Raw genomic sequence first — 16,966 nt, 5'->3', positions numbered from 1 at the left:
GCTCAGCGGCGGCGCAGCTGCGCGGCGGTGACCCGCTGGCGCACCCGGCGGTACGCGTCCAGCTCGTCGCGCACGGGCGACAGCACGTGCCGCTCGACCGCCTGGTCGCTGGCGCCCCGCAGGTCGTCCTCGACCTCCTCGGCGGCCCGCCGTCCCGCGCCCGCGGCCGCGCTCCGGCCGACCAGCGCGAGCACGACCGACAGCACGAGCGCCACCACGGCGAGCAGGAACCCGGCCGGCACGCCGCCGACCTCGGGCGAGGCGACCGCGCCGGCGAGGTCCAGCACGCCCCAGACCAGGCCGCCGAGGGTCGCGAGGAGGAGGAGCCACTGCGCGACGCGCGCCGCCTTGGCCCAGCCGGGCAGCCGGCCGGTGCGCAGGTCGCTGCGCCCGAGGGCGCCGTCGATCTCGGCGACGAGCTCGTCGACCTGCCCGGTCGCGGCGTGCTGCACCGACTCGGCCCACGCGGGCACGAGACCGTCGGAGACGCGGTCGCCCAGCGAGCGGGCGGCCATCTCGACGCGGGAGCGCTGCACGGTGCCGGCGGCCGGGGCACGGTCGCCGGTGAGGAGCGCGGCGGCGTCGCCGAGGTCCACCTCGACGCGGCGCAGCGGGTCGCGGCCGAACCAGGCGACGGGCGGCCAGGCGGTGGCGCGGCGTACCCGGCCGGTGACGACCGTCTCGACGCTGCCGACGAGCGCGGGCACGCCCGCGGCGGTCGCGACGGCGGTCTGGATCTCGTCCACCGTGGCGCCGGACAGCTCCGGGGCGGGGGCGTCACCGGTCGCCGCGGCCAGCTTGTCAGCGGCCTCGACGATGTCGGCGTCGATGCGGGCGACCATCGCCTTCTTGGCCTCCACCCGGTCGACGATCTCGGCGCGCAGCTCGTCGACGCCCCAGCCCTCGCGGGCGCTCATCGGCAGCACCGGGACACGCGTCAGCCCGTCGTCGTCGAGCAGCTGGCGCACGTCGGCCAGCATCGCGTCGCGCCGGTCCTCCGGCACCGCGTCGATCTGGTTGAGGACGACGAGCATGACGTCCTGCTGCGCGACGTACGGCTTGAAGTAGCGCTCGTGGATGGCGGCGTCGGCGTACTTCTGCGGGTCGAGCACCCAGATGAGCAGGTCGGTCTTGGTGACGAGACGCTCCACCTCGAGGTGGTGCGAGACCTCGGTCGAGTCGTGGTCGGGGAGGTCGACGAGCACGACGCCCTCGAGGTCGTTCGCCTCGCGGCTGGAGTCGAGCATCGAGTCGCGGCTGGTCTGGTGGCGCGGCGGGATCCCCAGCCACTCCATGAGCTCCTCGGCGCCGTCGGCACCCCAGATGCACGCCGTGGCCCACGACGTGGTCGGGCGGCGCACACCGACGGAGGACAGCTCGAGCCCCGTGAGCTGGTTGAACGTCGAGGACTTGCCGGAGCCGGTCGCGCCGGCGATGCCGACGACCGTGTGCGCCGCCGAGAGCCGGATGCGCGTCGTGGCGCGCGCCGCGACCTCCTCCACGTGCGTGACGAGGGCGTCGTCGAGGCGGCCGCGCGCCGTGGCGGCGGCCTCCTCGAGCGCGGTCACGCGGGCGCCGAGGTCGGCGGCGGGCGTCGACGGGCCGGAGGAGGTGGTGGGGGGAAGGGGCGAGCTCATGATCTCCCTCGGGCGGGTGGTCTCGAGGTACGGCGGCGGGCGGGCCCCACCCTAGGGCACGGGCCGTTCAGCGCCGGGTCGCCTTCAGGGCACCGCGGTCGGCGAAGCGCAGGTCGTCGACCCGCCGCGAGGCGGAGCGGACCCGCGCAGCGGCGTCCTCGCTGACCTCGAGGCGGTCGACGACCCCGGCGTACCGGGCCCGCTCCCCCTCGAGCACGACGCGGACGCGCTCGCGCAGCGCCGTCGTCGCGGACTCCACGAGCCGGGCGGTGGACTGCGGGCCCAGCACGGCGTCGAGCAGCTGGCGCCCCGGGGACGTGGGGTCCCCGGAGAGCACGACGACCGCGAGGGTCGCGCCGATGCCGTCGACGCCGAAGGCGAGGAAGCGGGCGGACGTGCGCTTGTCGCCGGACTCCTCGCGCACCAGGTCGGTGACCTCGCGCTGCCACTCGCGGACGGTGCGCTCGGCCTGGCGGGCCACCTCGCGGGCCGGACGCTCGAGGCGGTCGCCGTCGCGCACCAGCCCGGCTCCGGCCTCCGACTCGCGCCAGCGGGCGACGAGCGCGGTCGTCGCCCGCTCCGCGTGGGCCACGACCTCCGAGCCCACCGTCGAGGCGACCGCGGCGGCGACCTGCTCGGCCTGCTGCGGCTTGCCCTTCACGGCGTTGACGATGCGGTCGCGGATGAGGCCGACCCGGGTCTCCAGCGAGCGCAGCAGCTCGCCGTTGCCGACGAACTCCTGCCAGCGGGCCTCCAGCTCGCCCGCGACGAGGGAGCCGTCGGTCAGCGCCTGCTCGGCCTCGAAGACGACCTCGTCGAAGACGCTGTCCACGCAGAAGCGGAGCCGCCGGGCCTCGTCGACCTGGACCTCCGCGGCGTCGGCGATGCTGTGGCTGCTCAGCGACAGCGTGCGCACCGTGCCCGAGAGCGTCTGGCGCACCACGGCCTCGCGGGCCTTCTGGTCGGCGGCCAGGCTGGCGAGCCAGGTGACGACGTCCCCGACCTCGTCGGGCGCCAGCACGCCGTCAGGACCCACGTCGCCCTCGTGCACGATGAACAGCGGCGAGTCCTTGAGGCCCCGGCTCGCGAGCATGCGGGCGAGGTGCGCGGCGACGGTCTCGACCGCGTCGGCCGGCGTGCGGTCGAGCACGATCGCGACCGCGGTCGAGCGCTCCCCCGCCTCCTTCAGGAACTCCCACGGCACCTGGTCGGCGTAGCGGGCGGCCGAGGTGACGAACAGCCACAGGTCGGCCGCCGCCATGAGCTGGGCGGCGAGCTCGCGGTTGTGCTTGTCGACGGAGTCCACGTCGGGGGCGTCGAGGATCGCCAGGCCCTTGGGCACGGCGTCGGTGCCGACGAGCTGGAGGCAGCCGGGGTCGGTCGTCGGGTCGGTGACGCGGCGCAGCTCGGGCAGCAGGCGGTCCGGCCCGAACCACGAGCCGTCGTCGGGGTGGTGCACGAGGACGGCCGAGCGCGTCGTGGGCCGCAGGACGCCGACCTCGGAGACCTTGTGCCCGACGAGCGAGTTGACGAGCGTGGACTTCCCGGCGCCGGTGGAGCCGGCGACGACGGTGAGCAGCGGCGCCTCGACGGCCATGAGCCGCGGGATCGCGTAGTCCTCGAGCTGATCCACCATCTCGGCGCGGGCGTCGCGCGCCGTCGCCACCCCGGGCACGTCCAGCGGCAGCGCCACGGCCTGCAGCGCGCTGCGCAGCTGCACGAGCGCGGTCAGCATCGGGGCGTTGCCGCTCTCGCCGAGCCCGCCGGCACCCCCGGACACGCTGCGGTTCGACCGCGAGCCCGCGGTCGGGGAGGACCCGTTGTCGGGAGGAGTCATCGAGCGGTCACCACCTGTGGAGGGATCGGGATCTGCGGGCGGGTCGCCGTCATGCGGCGCAGGTGCGCCTGTCCCCGCCGGACGTAGTCGTCGGGTGCCGTGCCACGGAGGACACGGTGGTGCAGGAACCCCAGCTCCACCGCCGCCTCCTGATACTCCCGCACCACGCCCTCGGCCACGACGCCGCCTCCCCGGCGGGCGTCGCGCCGTACCTGCCGGCGCAGCCGGAGGTCCGCGATCCAGGGGATGTCGGAGGCGGGCAGCAGACCGCGGGCGGCCGCGTCCTGCAGGGCGGTGGTCAAGACCCTCCGTTCCGCCGAGCGGCACCACACGGCGGCCGCGACGAGGGCGAGGAAGGCGGGGAACATGAGCAGGGTGTAGGTGCCGAGGAAGCCGACCGGCAGGGCGCTCGAGGCGTTCCACAGCGCGTGCCACCCCACCGCGACGGCGTACCCCACCAGCGGGGCGGCCAGGCGCACGAAGCCCGAGCGCGACCCGACCGCGACGCCCACGCCGATGCCGATGAAGGCGGTGAAGAAGGGGTGGGCGAACGGGCTGAGCAGGCAGCGGACGACGAACGTGCCGGTCAGCGCGACCACGCCGCCCGGGCCGACGTCGGCTCCCCCGTCGTACGCCGAGGCGAGGTAGAGGATGTTCTCGGTGAAGGCGAAGCCGACGCCGACCATCCCGGCGTACACGATGCCGTCGAGCACGCCGTCGAGCTCGTGGCGGCGCCACCACAGCAGCAGCACGAGGAAGAGACCCTTGGTCGCCTCCTCCGTCACCGGCGCCACGAGCACCGCCGAGGCCACGCGGTCCATCGGCGCCACGAGGCCGCCGACGCCGCCGAGCACCACGGCGGCCGTGGTGGCCACGAAGGCGCCCCACAGCAGGCCCGCGACGAGGAGGTTGCGGGGCTCGGGCTCGTAGCGGTCGAGCCACAGGTAGACGGCGACCACGGGGCCGACCGGTACGGCGGCCAGCACCGTCGCCAGCAGCAGGGTGTCCGGCGCGCCGGAGAGCGCCAGCAGGGCGAGCACCGCGAGGGCGCCCAGGCCCACGAGCGACCACACCACCACCGTGAAGGCGACGTTGTCGCGGTGGCGGGTGGGCATGCCCGCAACCCTATCCGAGCAGGGGCCCCGCGCGCCGGGCGTGGAGAACGCCCCTCCCCAGGTCAGCGGGCGGGTCGGCGGCCAGGTCAGCGGCCAGGTCGGCGGCCGGGTCGGCGGCCGGGTCAGCGGACCAGGTCATCGGTCCGGGCGCCCGGCCGCGCGTACCCTGGCCGCCATGGGTGAGGACAGCGCACAGGGCCCCGACGTCACGACCACCGCCGAGCAGGGCGAGGACCTCAAGGTGGAGTCGCACGACCCGGCGGTTCCGGAGGCCTACGCCGCCTTCATGCGCACCGGCTGGGCCGACGTCGAGCGCGAGCTGCCCGCGCACCCGGTGGTGCCCCGGGCGGGGCTGCGCCGCGCCCGGCTGGCCGAGGCGTTCCCCGGCGAGCGGCTGGTGCTGCCGGCGGGCACGTTCAAGGTGCGCTCGAACGACACCGACTACCGGTTCCGTCCCGACACGGCCCACACCTACTTCTGCGGCAACCAGACGACCGACGCGGTGCTGGTGGTGACCGACGGCGAGCCGGTGCTCTACGCCCGCCCCCGCTCGGGGCGCGACTCCGACGAGTTCTTCCGCGACCGGCAGTACGGCGCGCTGTGGGCCGGCGAGCGCCCCTCGCTGCGCGAGCTCGAGCAGTCCCTGGGCCTGCCCGTGCGCCACCGCGACGAGCTGGAGGCCGAGCTCGCCCGCACCGGCACGAAGACCCGCGTGCTGCGCGGCCTCGACGCCGAGGTCGACGCCGGCACCGCCCCCGACGAGGCCCGCGACGCCGAGCTGGCGCGGGTCGCCTCCGAGCTGCGCCTGGTCAAGGACGCGTGGGAGGTCGACCAGCTCCAGGAGGCCTGCGACATCACCACGCTCGGCTTCGAGGACTCGGTGCGCGAGTGGGACCGCGTCCGCGAGTTCGGCGAGCGCTGGCTGGAGGGCACCTTCTTCCGCCGGGCGCGGGCGATGGGCAACGACCTCGGCTACGACTCGATCGTCGGCGCCGGCTCGCACGCCACGACGCTGCACTGGATCGACAACACGGGTCCCGTCCTGCCGGGCCAGCTGGTCCTCCTCGACATGGGTGTGGAGAACCGGAACCTCTACACCGCCGACGTCACCCGCACCCTCCCGGTCGACGGCACGTTCACCCCGCTGCAGCGCGACCTCTACGAGCTGGTGCTGGCGGCGCAGCAGGCGGGCATCGACGCGGTCCGCCCGGGCGTCGCGTTCACCTCGATCCACCAGGCGTCGATGACGGTCCTCGCCCACGGCCTCGGTGACCTCGGCCTGCTGCCCTGCTCCCCGGAGGAGGCGCTGGCCCCGGACAGCCGGGTCTACGCGCGGTGGACGCTGCACGGCACGAGCCACATGCTCGGCATGGACGTGCACGACTGCGCCCGCTCCGCGCCCGAGGTCTACCCGCGCGGCGACCTCGCGGAGGGGATGTGCCTGACGGTCGAGCCCGGCCTGTACTTCCAGGCCGACGACCTCCTGGTGCCCGAGGAGCTGCGGGGCATCGGCATCCGCATCGAGGACGACGTGCTCGTCACCGCCGACGGCAGCCGCAACCTCTCCGCGGCCCTGCCGCGCACCGTGGCCGACGTCGAGGCGTGGATGGGGTCCCTGCTGCCCTGACGACCCCTCCCGCCCCCGGCGGGGGTACGGCGGGCTCAGGCCAGGCCGCGGGCCAGCGTGCAGAAGCGGCCGACGGCCAGCTCGCAGGCCCGCGCGAGCTGGTCGCGCGTGCCGGCGTCGAGGCCGGGCTCCGCGAGCCCGGTGAGCACCGACGTCGCCCAGGCCGAGCGGCGGGCCACGTCGGGCTCCGTGGAGACCTCGGCGTCGTCACCGACCACGTCGCACGCCAGGGCGCCCTCGACGCAGAGGTCGACGAACCGCGACCGGGCGGTCGCCACCGGTCGCACGAGCTCGTCGACGGCGCGGGTGACCTGCTCGACGAGCAGCACGTGGAGGGCGATCGCGTCCATGCCCGCCCCAACGAGGGACGCGGCCCGACGTCACCGCCCCGTGGGCGGCGTCCGCGTCACACGCCCGGTGGCCGGGCCGGCCGCACCGGGCCGGCCTCACCGGGCCGGCCTCACCGGGCCGGGGTCACCAGGGGCTGGGCTCGTAGTCCTTGAGGAAGCAGCCGAACACGTCCTCGCCGGCCTCTCCGCGCACGATCGGGTCGTAGACGCGGGCGGCGCCGTCGACCAGGTCGAGCGGCGCGTGCCAGCCCTCGGCGGCGATCCGCAGCTTCTCGTGGTGCGGGCGCTCGTCGGTGATCCAGCCGGTGTCGACGGCGGTCATGAGGATCCGGTCGGTCTCGAACATCTCCCCCGCGCTGGTGCGCGTGAGCATGTTGAGCGCCGCCTTCGCCATGTTGGTGTGCGGGTGGCCCGGGCCCTTGTAGCGCCGCGAGAACTGGCCCTCCATGGCGGAGACGTTGACGACGTACGCGCGGCGGGCGCCCCGCCGTACCGCCTCGCGCATCGCGGGCCGCAGCCGGCTGATGAGCAGGAACGGCGCGACCGAGTTGCAGAACTGCACCTCGAGCAGCTCGAGGGGGTCGACCTCGTCGACGACCTGGGTCCAGGAGTTGTTGGTCTGCACGTCGGGCAGCAGGCCGCCGGCGTCGACGGCGGTGCCGGCGAGGTGCGCCTCGAGGCTGGCGTTGCCGGCCTTGAGCGCGAGCGCCGTCATCGTCGCGGCGCTGTGGGCGGCCAGGGCGTGCTCGGTGGACTCGCCGTCGTGGTGGGCGACCGCGACGTCGGCCAGCGCGCCCGCGATGGCCGCGGGGTGCGCCTCGGAGACGCGGTCGAAGGTGACCATCTCGGGCAGCACGCGGTCGGTGGGCAGCGGGGCCTGCTCCATCTCGACGAGCTGGGAGTAGGCACCGGGGCTGCGCCGCACCGTCTGGCAGGCGTTGTTGACGAGGATGTCGAGCGGCCCGTCGGCCATCACGTCGTCGGCCAGCGCGAGCACCTGGGTGGGGTCGCGCAGGTCGATGCCGACGACCTTGAGGCGGTGCAGCCAGTCGTCGGAGTCCTCCAGCGCCGCGAACCGGCGCACGGCGTCACGGGGGAAGCGGGTCGTGATGGTGAGGTGGGCGCCGTCGCGCAGCAGGCGCAGCGCGATGTACATCCCGATCTTCGCCCGGCCGCCGGTCAGCAGCGCGCGGCGACCGGTGAGGTCGGTGCGCTGGTCGCGCTTGGCGTGGCTCATCGCGGCGCAGCGCGGGCACAGCCAGTGGTAGAAGGCGTCGACGAGGGTGAAGTCCTCCTTGCAGATGTAGCAGCCGCGCGCCGTGATGAGCTCACCGGCGAACGCCCCCTTCGCCGTCGAGACCAGCGGGATGCCGGCGGTCTCGTCGTCGATCCGCATCGCCGACCCGGTGGCGGTGCTCTCGATGATCCGCTGGTCGTGCACCTGGCGGGTCATGCGGATCTCGGCCCGGCGGGTCTTCTTGATCAGCTTGTACATGTACGACGCCGCGCGCTTCACCGTCGTCACGTCGGGGTGGTCGGGCGGCAGGTCCGCGACCTGCTGCAGCACCCGCAGCGCGGTCGCCATGTCGGCGGGGTCGATGCCGGCAGGACCGGCACTGGGTACGGCGTCACTCACCGGAGGATGGTAGGGCGCCGGGCGCCGACGGGAGGAAACGGCGACTCAGCCCCGCGCCACGCCCCGCAGCGAGCCCTCGACGAGCTCCTCGCTCGAGGCGAAGCACGCCACCCGGCGCTCGCCCGCCTCCCAGGCGTCCTCCGTCGGGGGCACGAACGCCGGCCACGTCGTCTCGGCCCCGGCGTAGTTCGCCTCGCCGGCGTAGGCGTAGTAGAGGTCGTCGCAGTCGACACCGACCTCGTCCCACAGCGTGTCCTCGTCGGGGTAGTCGTCGCCGTCGACCTCCACGAAGCCGGTCAGCTCGGCGTCGTGCCACCCGGCACAGTCCACGGTCGCCGCGACCGTCGTGAGCGGGTCGCCCCACCACACCTGGTAGTTCAGCTCGGGGTCGAGCACGCAGGCACCCACGGCGAGGTCGACGACCGCGACGTCCGCGGCCAGCGGCTCCACCGAGGCCCGCTCCTCGGCGTCGCCGAGCTCGGAGGGGTCGAAGTCCTCCTCGAACCCCGCACCGAAGCCTTCCTCGAACCCGAGGCCCACCTCGTCCAGCTCGCCCTGCAGGTCCCGCAGGTCGCCCTCGAGGCGCTCGACGGCCGCGTCGCGCCGGGCGGTGTCCGCCTGCTGCACGAGCAGGAGGGTGCCGACGACGGCCGCGGCGGCGAGCCACGCCGTACCGACCACGAGGGCGGCCACCGCCATCCCGCGACCGGCCCGCCCCCGCGGGCGGGAGCCCAGGCCGATGGCGCCGAGCACCACGCCGAGCAGGTTGGTGACCACGAGCGGGACGCACGCCAGCGCCAGCGCCAGCGTCGGCACGAGGCCGGCGTCCTCGCGGGCGGGCTGCTGCCACGGCAGCGGGTACGGCGGCTGCTGCGGGTACGGCGGGTGCTGCTGCTGCTGCGGCTGCTGCTGCGGGCCCGGCGCGGTCGGCTGCTCGGTGCTCACGCGGAGCCCCCGCCCGCGAGGGAGCCGACCTCGAGCTCGTCGGTGGCGCCCACGCAGACGACCTCGCGGTCACCCGCGAACCAGGACTCCTTCGTGGGCCAGTAGAAGGTGATCCACACGTCGTGGTCCCAGGCGCGCTCGCCCGCGTACTCCTCCAGCATCGTCCAGCAGCGCTCGTCCAGGTCGGCGAAGAACTCGTCGTCCTCGACGGGTCGCTCGGTGAGGTCGAAGGCGCCGATGACCTCGAGCGGGTGCTCGTCGGAGCAGGCGACCCGCTCGACGTCGAACGACTCCGTGAGCTCCCCGTCGGTCTCGTACGGGCCGTCGAAGAAGCAGTCGCCGACCGCGAGCTCGATCAGCTCGACCGTCTCGCCGTCGACGTCCGTCGCGTACCAGGGGTCGCTCGTCTCGCTGGTGACGCTCGCGGTCTCGAGCTCGAAGGACGAGAACGCGAGGCCGACGCCCGCGACGACGAGCCCGAGCACCGCGACGCCCGCGACGACCAGGCCCACGACCAGACCGGTACGACGGCGCCGCGGCGGGGGCGGCACGTGGGGGCCGGGGTACGGCGCGCCCCACCCCCCGGCGTACGGCTGCTGCGGGTGGAACGGCTGCGGGAACGGCTGCGGGGCCTGCTCGGGCGGCAGCGGGCGCGCGGGCTCCGGGGCGGGTCCGGGCGGCGGGTACTGCGGCTCGTCGGGCATGGGTCGTCGGTCCCCTCGGCTCGTGGTGCGGTCGTACGAGCCCCTCCGGCGTCGCAACGCCCGCATGCTGCCACCCGGCGCGGGCGCGCGCGGGCGGAACCGGGGAAGAGGTCGGGCCGGTGGCGGTGATCCGCGCGACAGCCCTCAGCGCAGGACGACGGTGCCGCGCGCCCGGCGCGCCGGCTCCCACCAGTCGCGCAGCCCGGAGAACGCGACGACGAGGAACAGCGCCACGCCCACCGCGAACACCACGACGCCCCAGCCGGGGCCGACGTCCTCGGCCGACAACGAGAGCAGCGCGAAGATCCCGGCGACGACGGTGCCGACGACGAGCAGCGTCGCGGTGACGCCGATGACCCGCTGGGTGCCCTGCGTGGCGGAGCCGGAGGCGATGAGGGACAGGAGGTAGAGGGCGACGACGGTGACGAGGAGGAGGCCGAGGAAGCCGATCCCGGCGGCGATGGAGAACCCGTCGGTCTCGCCCTCGCTGTCGCGGAAGGCCAACGCGCGGAAGCCGGCTGTCAGCAGGCTGGCCATGACGTCCTCCTCGTCGGAGTCCTCGTTGACGGGGATGAAGGGCAGCAGCTGGCCCAGCACCAGGCAGAGCGCACTGGCCCACGCCACCGTCCTCACCACCAGGCCCTCCAGCCGCTCGACCCGCTGCCCCAGCAGGCGCAGCTCGCGCTCCACGATCGTCTCCACCGGCTCCACCCCTGTCGTCGCGGCCCCGGCACGTCCGGGCCGCGCGTGCCCCTACCCCGCGGGCGACGTGCCCATGCCGGTCCCGCCCACGCGGTCGTCCGCGGCCCTACACTGCTCCCGGATCGGCACCCCGGCCGGCGGACCCCTCGGTCCCGTCCCGGACACGATCCCCGCCTCCGTAGCTCAGCTGGATAGAGCAGCGGCCTTCTAATCCGCCGGTCACAGGTTCGAATCCTGTCGGGGGCACCGCTTGACCTGGGCGTTCGGACGCCCGGCCCGCCTGGACACCCGGCCGTGGGAGCAGCTCGGGAGCAGCTCGCTCTCAGGTCGCTGCGGACCCGGCGACGCTCACTCAGGCGCCCTCGGACCAGTCGAGCGCCGACTGGTCCTCCTCCCCCACCTGGTCCATGTGACGGTTGAAGGCAGGCAGGCCCCGCACGTCGCCGTACGCGTTGCGCGACCAGGTCCCGTCGTCCTCGTCGTCGTCGAAGTGGCGGGCGATCGCGTCGGCGACCTGCTCGCGGGCGATCGCCACCCGCTCCTCGTGCTCCTCGACCGCGGCTCGCACCTGGGCCTTCGTGAGCTTCCCCGTGTCTCTGCTCATGGCCGGCGAGCGTAGGTACGACGACCGACGGTCTCGGCCGATCGGCTCATGCGCTCGGTGACCACACGCGGTCGAGGCGCGCCTCGATGTAGCGGAGCTCGGCGAGCGTGAGGTTGTCGATCCGGTCCCACAGGACGTCGACGTCGACGTCGAGCTCGTCGGCGGCGTCGGACACCCTGCGCTGCGCCCAGGCGAGCGCCTCGCCGATCGCCACGACGTCGGGCAGGAGCTGCTGAGCCGTCCCCCGGCGAACGGCGAGCTCCTCGCGCTCGACGAGGTTGTCGAGCGTGGGGCCCCGCTCGGCGTGGATCACCTCGTGCAGGAGCGTGCCGTCGTACTCGACCCGGAGCAGGTCGTCACGCAGGCTGATCACCCGTTCGTCGTGCAGCGTGATGCCCATGGGGCCGCCGCGGTGGCGCGCGAGGATCCAACCGCCCAGCAGGCGGAAGCGTCGGATCGGGTTCGGGCGCCCCATGGCGGTCACCGTAGGGATGGCGACCGACATCTCAGACCTCGTCCGGGCGCGACTTCTTCTTCGCCGTGCGCGCCGCGGCCGAGGTGGACTCGGGCACCGGGGTGCGCTTCGGGAAGGCGACCACCGTGCCGGCGTCGGCGGCTTCGCGGGCTCGGCGCACCAGGTCGGCCGGGTCGACCTCGAGCGCGCTGCAGATCGCGGCGAGGTCGCGCACGGTGAGCGTCACGCGCTTCCCGGTCTTTGAGCTGCCGCCATCGAGCCGGTCGGACATGTACGCCGACGACTTCCCGATGAGGCGCCCGAGCGCACGAGATGACAGGTCGCGCCTGCCCGCTTCCGCCTTGATCTCTGACACCAGCGCGTCCGAGAACCGAGCCGCTGCGGCTTCGATGGCCGCCACGCTGGTCGAGGTATCCATACTGCGCAGCCTGACAGTTGCATGGATCAGCGTCAAGATGCATGGAATTCTTGACAGTGGCAGAGCCACATGGGACCTTCTGTGCATGGAAAACCATGCAGCTTCCGCGGAGCAGGTCGCGGACCGCGTTGCCGCCTCGATCCGGGCAGCGATGGCGTACCAGAAGAAGAAGCCGGCTGACCTCGCCGCGGTGCTCAACCTCACGCCCCGCACCGCCGCGAAGCGCCTCGACGGCGAGCTGCCCGGCTTCGGTGTCATCGAGCTCTACCTGGTTGCCGCCTGGCTCGGCACGACGCCCGAGGCCCTGCTCGTCGGCGACTCGCACAGCGAGCGGGTGGCGGTGTGAGCCTCACGCAGACCGCGGAGTCGCTGCAGGAGACCGCCGACGAGCTCCGCTCCATGCTCACCCAGCTCGCCGCGGCGCGCTGGAGCCAGACCCAGCAGGGCGCCGAGCCCCCGCGGATGCTCTACGGCTACGCCGAGGCCGCCGACGCGCTGTCCGTCTCCGCGAAGCAGATCGAACGCCTGGCCGCGGCCGGCTACCTCGAGACCGTCCCGCTCGGTCGACGCCGCCTCATCCCCCACTCGTCCCTCGACGAGCTCGTGAAGCGCCTGCTCGCCGGCGAGCCCATCGCCCTCTGACCTACGCCACCCACCACCTTGAGGAAGGCCCCACCTCATGACCACCACCACCGCCCCCGCCCCCGTCGCGACCACCGACGCTGCCCGCCGGCTCCTGGCCGCGGCGCTCGTCGAGTTCGCCGACCGTCACGAGGCGGCGCTCGCCTCGCAGATGACCGACGAGGCCCGGCTGCTCGTCCAGGCTGACGTCGCGCTCGCGCGGTCGATGGCCGCCCACACCACGGGCTGGACCCACACGACCCGGCTGCGCGAGTTCCTCGAGTCGGCCACGGCCCGCGAGGAGGTCGACGCGCACGTCGACGCGCTCCCGGCCGGCCCGACCTCAAGGATCACGACGCCCTTCTCGCTGTACCTCGAGGTCATCAGCGCGGTCGCGACCGACGGGGAGGGCCACTACTGGGAGAGCGCAGAGGCGGAGTTCCGCAGCAACGTCGACCTCGAGCTGCTGCACCCCGAGCAGGGCGCCCGCGCACCGATCGCCGAGCTGGACCTGCTCCGGGCCGCGGTCCGGGTGGCCCAGGCCCAGGGGCACACCGTGCCCGAGCGGGCCCTCGCGGCGGTGTCGGCGTGAGCGCGGCGGCCGCCACGGCGCCCGAGCCGAGGACGCCCGGGATGGTCGACCTCGCCGGCGGCGTCAGCGTCGTCCCCGAGATGGTCCGCGTCATCGCGGCCCACGGCGCCGGCACCCGCGTCTACCTGCGCGGCACGGTCGCGCCGGACGTCGAGCACGAGCTGCTTCACGCCGACGCCCACGGCCCCTTCCTCGAGGTCGACCTCCCTATCGCGGACGTGATGAAGGCCCTGAACCCCGCCACCTGACCCACCCCTGCTCGACGGCCGCCCCAGCCGACCGCCCCCACCACCCCAGGAGGACCGATGTCCACCAGGTTCCGGACGCTCCCGCTCACCGAGCTCACCGTCCACCCGAAGAACCCGCGCCGCAGGGCCACACCCGACGACGAGCTCGTCGCGTCCATCAAGGAGCACGGCCTCGTGCAGCCCCTCGTCGTCGCGCCGGCGACGTCGCCCGGCGACGGGTTCGTCATCATCGCCGGCCACCGCCGCCACGCAGCCGCGAAGAAGGCCCGGCTGAAGGAGCTACCCGCCGTGGTGCGCGAGGACCTCGACACCGAGGCCGCGCAGATCCAGGCGATGATCCTCGAGAACAGCAGCCGGGTCGACCTGTCCCCGATCGAAGAGGCCGAGGGCTACCAGACCCTGCTCGAGCTCGGGCTGAAGCAGAAGGACATCGCCCGGGTCACCGGCCGCGCCCCCAAGACCGTCAGCGCCCGCCTGCGGATGCTCAAGCTCGCCGCGTCGACGCAGAAGAAGGTCCACGCCGGCCAGATCACCATCGACGACTCGATGGCGCTCGTCGAGTTCTCCGACGACCCCGACCTCACGAAGAAGCTCGAGAAGTCCGCGGGCACCTACAACTTCAGGTACGAGCTCCAGCAGGCCCGCGCCGAGCGCAAGGCCCAGGCCGAGGCCGCCACCAAGGCCGCGGCGCTCGAGCAGGACGGCATCACGAAGGCGTTCGACGCCACCAAGGGCCGCAGCTGGTGGGACGAGCTGCGCGAGCACGGCGTGATGGAGATCCTCGAGGAGAACCTCGCCGACCACCCGGAGTGCGCCGCGTACGCCCTGCGGCCGCCGGCCTACGGTCACGAGGTCACGCGTTTCGCGCTGCTGTGCACGAAGCCGGACTCCCACGTCGACGTCGACCCCGACGAGGCCGAGCGTGCGGCCGAGATCGCGCGGCGCCGGGAGGAGCAGGAGCAGCTGCGCGTGGCCCGCGCTTCGGCGCGCACCGTGCGCCTCGACTCGGTCGGCGAGGACGCCGCGGTGGCGCTCGCCGCGCTCACCCCGGCGGGCCTCGCGTTCCTGCACGCCACCCTTCCTGCGCTCGGCCAGGCGCTCACCGCGCACTCCCAGGTCGACCCGGCGGCGTACGCCGAGCGGCTGGGCCTGCCCGGCGGTACGTACAACCAGCACATGGCCGCGGGCGAGCGGGCCTGGTTGGACCACTTCGACGACCTGGCGGACGCCTCGCCGGCGCGGATCGCTCGCGTGCTCGTCGACCTGCTCGCGATGAACGCCGACGCCCGCTTCACGAGCCCCGGCTACACCGGCGCGGTCGTCGCGACTGCCGCCGCCCGTCCGTACGTCGAGCTGCTCGAGGAGCTGGGCCACGAGTGGCAGGACGTCGAGACCGAGTACGTCGACCGCGTCCGCGCGACCGCCGCCGACGTCGAGACCACCGAGGACCAGGACGGTGCGGCGTGATGGACCCCAAGCTCGACCGTCCTAGCGACGACGTTCGAATCCAGGTCGACGGGCGACCCACTGTCGCTGGCGGCGACGCCACCAACCTGCTCATCAGCATCTGGTTCTGCGCCGTCGCCAACGGCATCGCCATCGGGCTCCGCAAGCCGGAGCGTGCGTCGACCGACAGCGAGGCGTGGACCGAGGCCATGTACCTGACGCGACACCTCGAGGCGGACCCCGTGCGCGTCGAGCAGGCACGCGATCACGTCACCCTCCACCTCCTGCGCCTCATCCCTGGCGGTGCGCTGTGAAGGCCCGCGTCAGCGCCACCACAGCGCTCGGCGACGCCATCGGGTACGCCGCCGGCGCGCTCCGCCCGGGCGCCACCGTCCGCCTCACCGCGGCGGAGGGCGAGCTGGTCATCAGCGGCCGCGAGCCGGGCATCTCCCGCTCGTTCACACTCGCCGCCGACGTCGACGACCCCGGCGAGTGCGTCGTCTCCGCGCGGGCCGCGTCCGCGGTCCTCACGGCGGCGGCGCACATCGGCGTCGACCTGGTGCTCGAGCCGGAGGACCAGCGCCTGTGGGTCACCGCAGCCGACCACGTCGGCGCCGACCTGTCGATCGACGTGGCCGAGCCGTACGCCGTCGTGCCCGGCCCGGAGGTCGAGTGGATCTCTCACGGCACGGTCACGCCCATCCTGCTGAACGCCGCGGTGGCGGCGGTGGGCAGGCTCGCCGAGGTCGACGGCATGCACGCGGTGCTGGGAGGCGTGCACCTGGTGATGGCGGACGGAGCCCTGACCGCCACGGCGAGCGAACGGCACCTAGTCGGCAGGCGCACCGAACCGCTCGCTGCGGACGCCGGCGCGCCGCTCGACCTGGTGCTCCCCGCCCGCGAGCTGCAGCAGGCCGTGGGCGCGATCCACCGCCACACGGTGCGCGGTGCGCCGACGTACTCGAGCGTGCAGGTCGACAGCGCGGTGGTCGACCGCGCTACCTGGCTGCGCCTCACCACGGAGCACGCCTCCGTCACGCTGCGCGCGATCGACCAGCCGTACCCGACGATCCCGCCGGCGCCCGCGCCGGTCGACCACACCACGGTCGTGATCGCCACCCTGCTCGCGGCGCTCGACAACGCGGCCGCGGTCAGCCCGCACGTCGCGGTCAGCTCGGTCGGCGCCGGAGTACTCCTCAAGGCGCAGGGCCCCGCCGGCACCCTCGCCCAGCTCGTCCCCGCGACGTCCTGGTCGGTCCCCGGCTCGGTCACCGTGACCGTCGAGCACCTGGTGCTCGCGCTCGAGTTGTTCGAGGACGACATCGAGCGGGTCGTCCTCGCGGCCACCGGCCCGACGAAGCCGCTCGTGCTGTCCGACCAGGGCCCGGCCGGCCCGTGGACCGTCACGGTCGCCGCGCGACGGGACCTGCAGCGATGAGCGGCACGTTCCGGGCCATCTGGCCGATCGTCGACGAGTCCCGCACGTACGCCGCGTTGTGCCGCGAGGCCGCACGCGAGGTGCCCGAGATCGCCGCCCGCTCCCGGGCGCGCCTGACCGGCCCGGGCCGCTTCTCGGTCGCCCCGTCCGAGTCGGTGCCTGGATCGGGCCGGCTCACGGACTCGGTGCTCGTGTACGAGGCGCCCGCCGAGCCCTCGCTCCGCCCGCTCCTCGGTCCTCAGCGTCTCGAGGTCGCGTCATGACCCAGGCCGACAAGGAGTTTCTGGTGTGGCTGCTGCTGTGCGGCGTCGTCGTCTCGGCGGCCGCGCTGGTGATCCACGACGTCGTCATGTCGGTCCTCGAGACGCGGCTGAAGCGCTACCGCGACGAGCGCGACGGGTCGCGGCCGTGACCCGCCGCGCCCGCCCGGGCCGCACCCGCGTCTCCGCGCTCATCGACACCGCGCTCTGCGCGCTGTTCGGCCACGAGGACATCCACGTGCCCGGCCGGCAGTCCGAGTGCGTCCACTGCGGCCGCCTCGACGGCCACACCCGGAAGAGGCGATGACCCG

At 74.2% G+C, this 16,966-nt stretch carries 22 protein-coding genes and 1 tRNA gene; 12 read left to right on the top strand and 11 right to left on the bottom strand.

Features of this window, described 5'->3' with window-relative positions; all coding sequences use genetic code 11:
• Window positions 1–2 precede the first annotated feature (2 nt).
• The 3 genes from ACOACO_RS17725 to ACOACO_RS17715 all read right to left on the bottom strand — a co-directional run bounded on the left by ACOACO_RS17725 (window position 3) and on the right by ACOACO_RS17715 (window position 4,589).
• Window positions 3–1,637 carry a GTPase family protein gene (locus ACOACO_RS17725; protein ID WP_420297613.1) on the bottom strand — a complete coding sequence of 545 codons (1,635 nt, stop codon included), beginning with the start codon at window positions 1,635–1,637 and terminating at the stop codon, window positions 3–5.
• A 67-nt stretch (window positions 1,638–1,704) separates the two neighbouring features.
• Window positions 1,705–3,474, bottom strand: coding sequence for a dynamin family protein (locus tag ACOACO_RS17720; RefSeq protein ID WP_420297612.1), 1,770 nt, complete (start codon window positions 3,472–3,474; stop codon window positions 1,705–1,707).
• On the bottom strand, window positions 3,471–4,589 hold the full coding sequence (locus tag ACOACO_RS17715; RefSeq protein ID WP_420297611.1) for a PrsW family intramembrane metalloprotease: 1,119 nt from the start codon (window positions 4,587–4,589) through the stop codon (window positions 3,471–3,473). The genes ACOACO_RS17720 and ACOACO_RS17715 overlap by 4 nt, the downstream gene beginning before the upstream one ends.
• A 175-nt stretch (window positions 4,590–4,764) precedes the next feature.
• On the opposite strand from ACOACO_RS17715, the gene ACOACO_RS17710 reads away from it, so the two are divergent.
• Window positions 4,765–6,216, top strand: coding sequence for an aminopeptidase P family protein (locus ACOACO_RS17710; RefSeq protein ID WP_420297610.1), 1,452 nt, complete (start codon window positions 4,765–4,767; stop codon window positions 6,214–6,216).
• A 35-nt stretch (window positions 6,217–6,251) separates the two neighbouring features.
• Here the strand turns inward: ACOACO_RS17710 and ACOACO_RS17705 are convergent, their stop codons facing one another.
• The 5 genes from ACOACO_RS17705 to ACOACO_RS17685 form a co-directional block, all read right to left on the bottom strand.
• Window positions 6,252–6,566: a hypothetical protein gene (locus ACOACO_RS17705; RefSeq protein ID WP_420297609.1), complete on the bottom strand. Its 315-nt coding sequence runs from the start codon at window positions 6,564–6,566 to the stop codon at window positions 6,252–6,254.
• A gap of 124 nt (window positions 6,567–6,690) precedes the next feature.
• Complete coding sequence (locus ACOACO_RS17700; RefSeq protein WP_420297608.1) at window positions 6,691–8,202, bottom strand: SDR family NAD(P)-dependent oxidoreductase; 1,512 nt, start codon at window positions 8,200–8,202, stop codon at window positions 6,691–6,693.
• Window positions 8,203–8,247: 45 nt separating this feature from the next.
• A complete protein-coding gene (locus tag ACOACO_RS17695) occupies window positions 8,248–9,147 on the bottom strand; it encodes a septum formation family protein (protein ID WP_420297607.1) in 900 nt (299 codons plus the stop codon).
• Window positions 9,144–9,851, bottom strand: a complete 708-nt coding sequence (locus tag ACOACO_RS17690) for a septum formation family protein (protein ID WP_420297606.1) — start codon at window positions 9,849–9,851, stop codon at window positions 9,144–9,146. Before ACOACO_RS17690 ends, ACOACO_RS17695 begins: the two co-directional genes overlap by 4 nt.
• A gap of 144 nt (window positions 9,852–9,995) precedes the next feature.
• On the bottom strand, window positions 9,996–10,553 hold the full coding sequence (locus ACOACO_RS17685) for a hypothetical protein (protein ID WP_420297605.1): 558 nt from the start codon (window positions 10,551–10,553) through the stop codon (window positions 9,996–9,998).
• Between the two features lie 172 nt (window positions 10,554–10,725).
• Between ACOACO_RS17685 and ACOACO_RS17680 the strand changes: the two genes are divergently transcribed.
• Window positions 10,726–10,799 (top strand) — tRNA-Arg (locus tag ACOACO_RS17680).
• Between the two features lie 106 nt (window positions 10,800–10,905).
• Here ACOACO_RS17680 and ACOACO_RS17675 read toward each other — a convergent pair.
• Genes ACOACO_RS17675 through ACOACO_RS17665 form a run of 3 tightly spaced genes read right to left on the bottom strand, consistent with a single transcriptional unit; the run spans window position 10,906 to window position 12,086 of the window.
• Window positions 10,906–11,157 (bottom strand): hypothetical protein, encoded by a 252-nt coding sequence (locus ACOACO_RS17675; RefSeq protein WP_420297604.1) that lies wholly within the window; start codon window positions 11,155–11,157, stop codon window positions 10,906–10,908.
• Window positions 11,158–11,203: 46 nt separating this feature from the next.
• Entirely contained in the window at window positions 11,204–11,632 is a 429-nt protein-coding gene (locus ACOACO_RS17670) for a hypothetical protein (RefSeq protein ID WP_420297603.1), read from the bottom strand.
• A 31-nt stretch (window positions 11,633–11,663) separates the two neighbouring features.
• On the bottom strand, window positions 11,664–12,086 hold the full coding sequence (locus tag ACOACO_RS17665) for a helix-turn-helix domain-containing protein (RefSeq protein WP_420297602.1): 423 nt from the start codon (window positions 12,084–12,086) through the stop codon (window positions 11,664–11,666).
• Window positions 12,087–12,135: 49 nt separating this feature from the next.
• On the opposite strand from ACOACO_RS17665, the gene ACOACO_RS17660 reads away from it, so the two are divergent.
• Genes ACOACO_RS17660 through ACOACO_RS17615 form a run of 10 tightly spaced genes read left to right on the top strand, consistent with a single transcriptional unit; the run spans window position 12,136 to window position 16,962 of the window.
• Window positions 12,136–12,396 (top strand): hypothetical protein, encoded by a 261-nt coding sequence (locus tag ACOACO_RS17660; RefSeq protein ID WP_420297601.1) that lies wholly within the window; start codon window positions 12,136–12,138, stop codon window positions 12,394–12,396.
• Window positions 12,393–12,692 (top strand): helix-turn-helix domain-containing protein, encoded by a 300-nt coding sequence (locus ACOACO_RS17655; protein ID WP_420297600.1) that lies wholly within the window; start codon window positions 12,393–12,395, stop codon window positions 12,690–12,692. Before ACOACO_RS17660 ends, ACOACO_RS17655 begins: the two co-directional genes overlap by 4 nt.
• Window positions 12,693–12,729: 37 nt before the next feature.
• Entirely contained in the window at window positions 12,730–13,263 is a 534-nt protein-coding gene (locus ACOACO_RS17650; RefSeq protein ID WP_420297599.1) for a hypothetical protein, read from the top strand.
• Between the two features lie 41 nt (window positions 13,264–13,304).
• A complete protein-coding gene (locus ACOACO_RS17645; RefSeq protein WP_420297598.1) occupies window positions 13,305–13,511 on the top strand; it encodes a hypothetical protein in 207 nt (68 codons plus the stop codon).
• Window positions 13,512–13,568: 57 nt separating this feature from the next.
• A complete protein-coding gene (locus ACOACO_RS17640) occupies window positions 13,569–14,978 on the top strand; it encodes a ParB/RepB/Spo0J family partition protein (protein WP_420297597.1) in 1,410 nt (469 codons plus the stop codon).
• Window positions 14,975–15,271 carry a hypothetical protein gene (locus tag ACOACO_RS17635; protein ID WP_420297596.1) on the top strand — a complete coding sequence of 99 codons (297 nt, stop codon included), beginning with the start codon at window positions 14,975–14,977 and terminating at the stop codon, window positions 15,269–15,271. Before ACOACO_RS17640 ends, ACOACO_RS17635 begins: the two co-directional genes overlap by 4 nt.
• Window positions 15,268–16,395, top strand: coding sequence for a hypothetical protein (locus tag ACOACO_RS17630; RefSeq protein ID WP_420297595.1), 1,128 nt, complete (start codon window positions 15,268–15,270; stop codon window positions 16,393–16,395). The genes ACOACO_RS17635 and ACOACO_RS17630 overlap by 4 nt, the downstream gene beginning before the upstream one ends.
• Window positions 16,392–16,658, top strand: a complete 267-nt coding sequence (locus tag ACOACO_RS17625; RefSeq protein WP_420297594.1) for a hypothetical protein — start codon at window positions 16,392–16,394, stop codon at window positions 16,656–16,658. Before ACOACO_RS17630 ends, ACOACO_RS17625 begins: the two co-directional genes overlap by 4 nt.
• Window positions 16,655–16,807 (top strand): hypothetical protein, encoded by a 153-nt coding sequence (locus tag ACOACO_RS17620; RefSeq protein WP_420297593.1) that lies wholly within the window; start codon window positions 16,655–16,657, stop codon window positions 16,805–16,807. The genes ACOACO_RS17625 and ACOACO_RS17620 overlap by 4 nt, the downstream gene beginning before the upstream one ends.
• Complete coding sequence (locus ACOACO_RS17615) at window positions 16,804–16,962, top strand: hypothetical protein (protein ID WP_420297592.1); 159 nt, start codon at window positions 16,804–16,806, stop codon at window positions 16,960–16,962. Before ACOACO_RS17620 ends, ACOACO_RS17615 begins: the two co-directional genes overlap by 4 nt.
• Window positions 16,963–16,966 lie beyond the last annotated feature (4 nt).

This window comes from Nocardioides sp. CPCC 205120, from assembly GCF_048654585.1.
Lineage (GTDB): Bacteria > Actinomycetota > Actinomycetes > Propionibacteriales > Nocardioidaceae > Nocardioides.
This window is presented reverse-complemented; position numbering and strand designations above follow the sequence as displayed.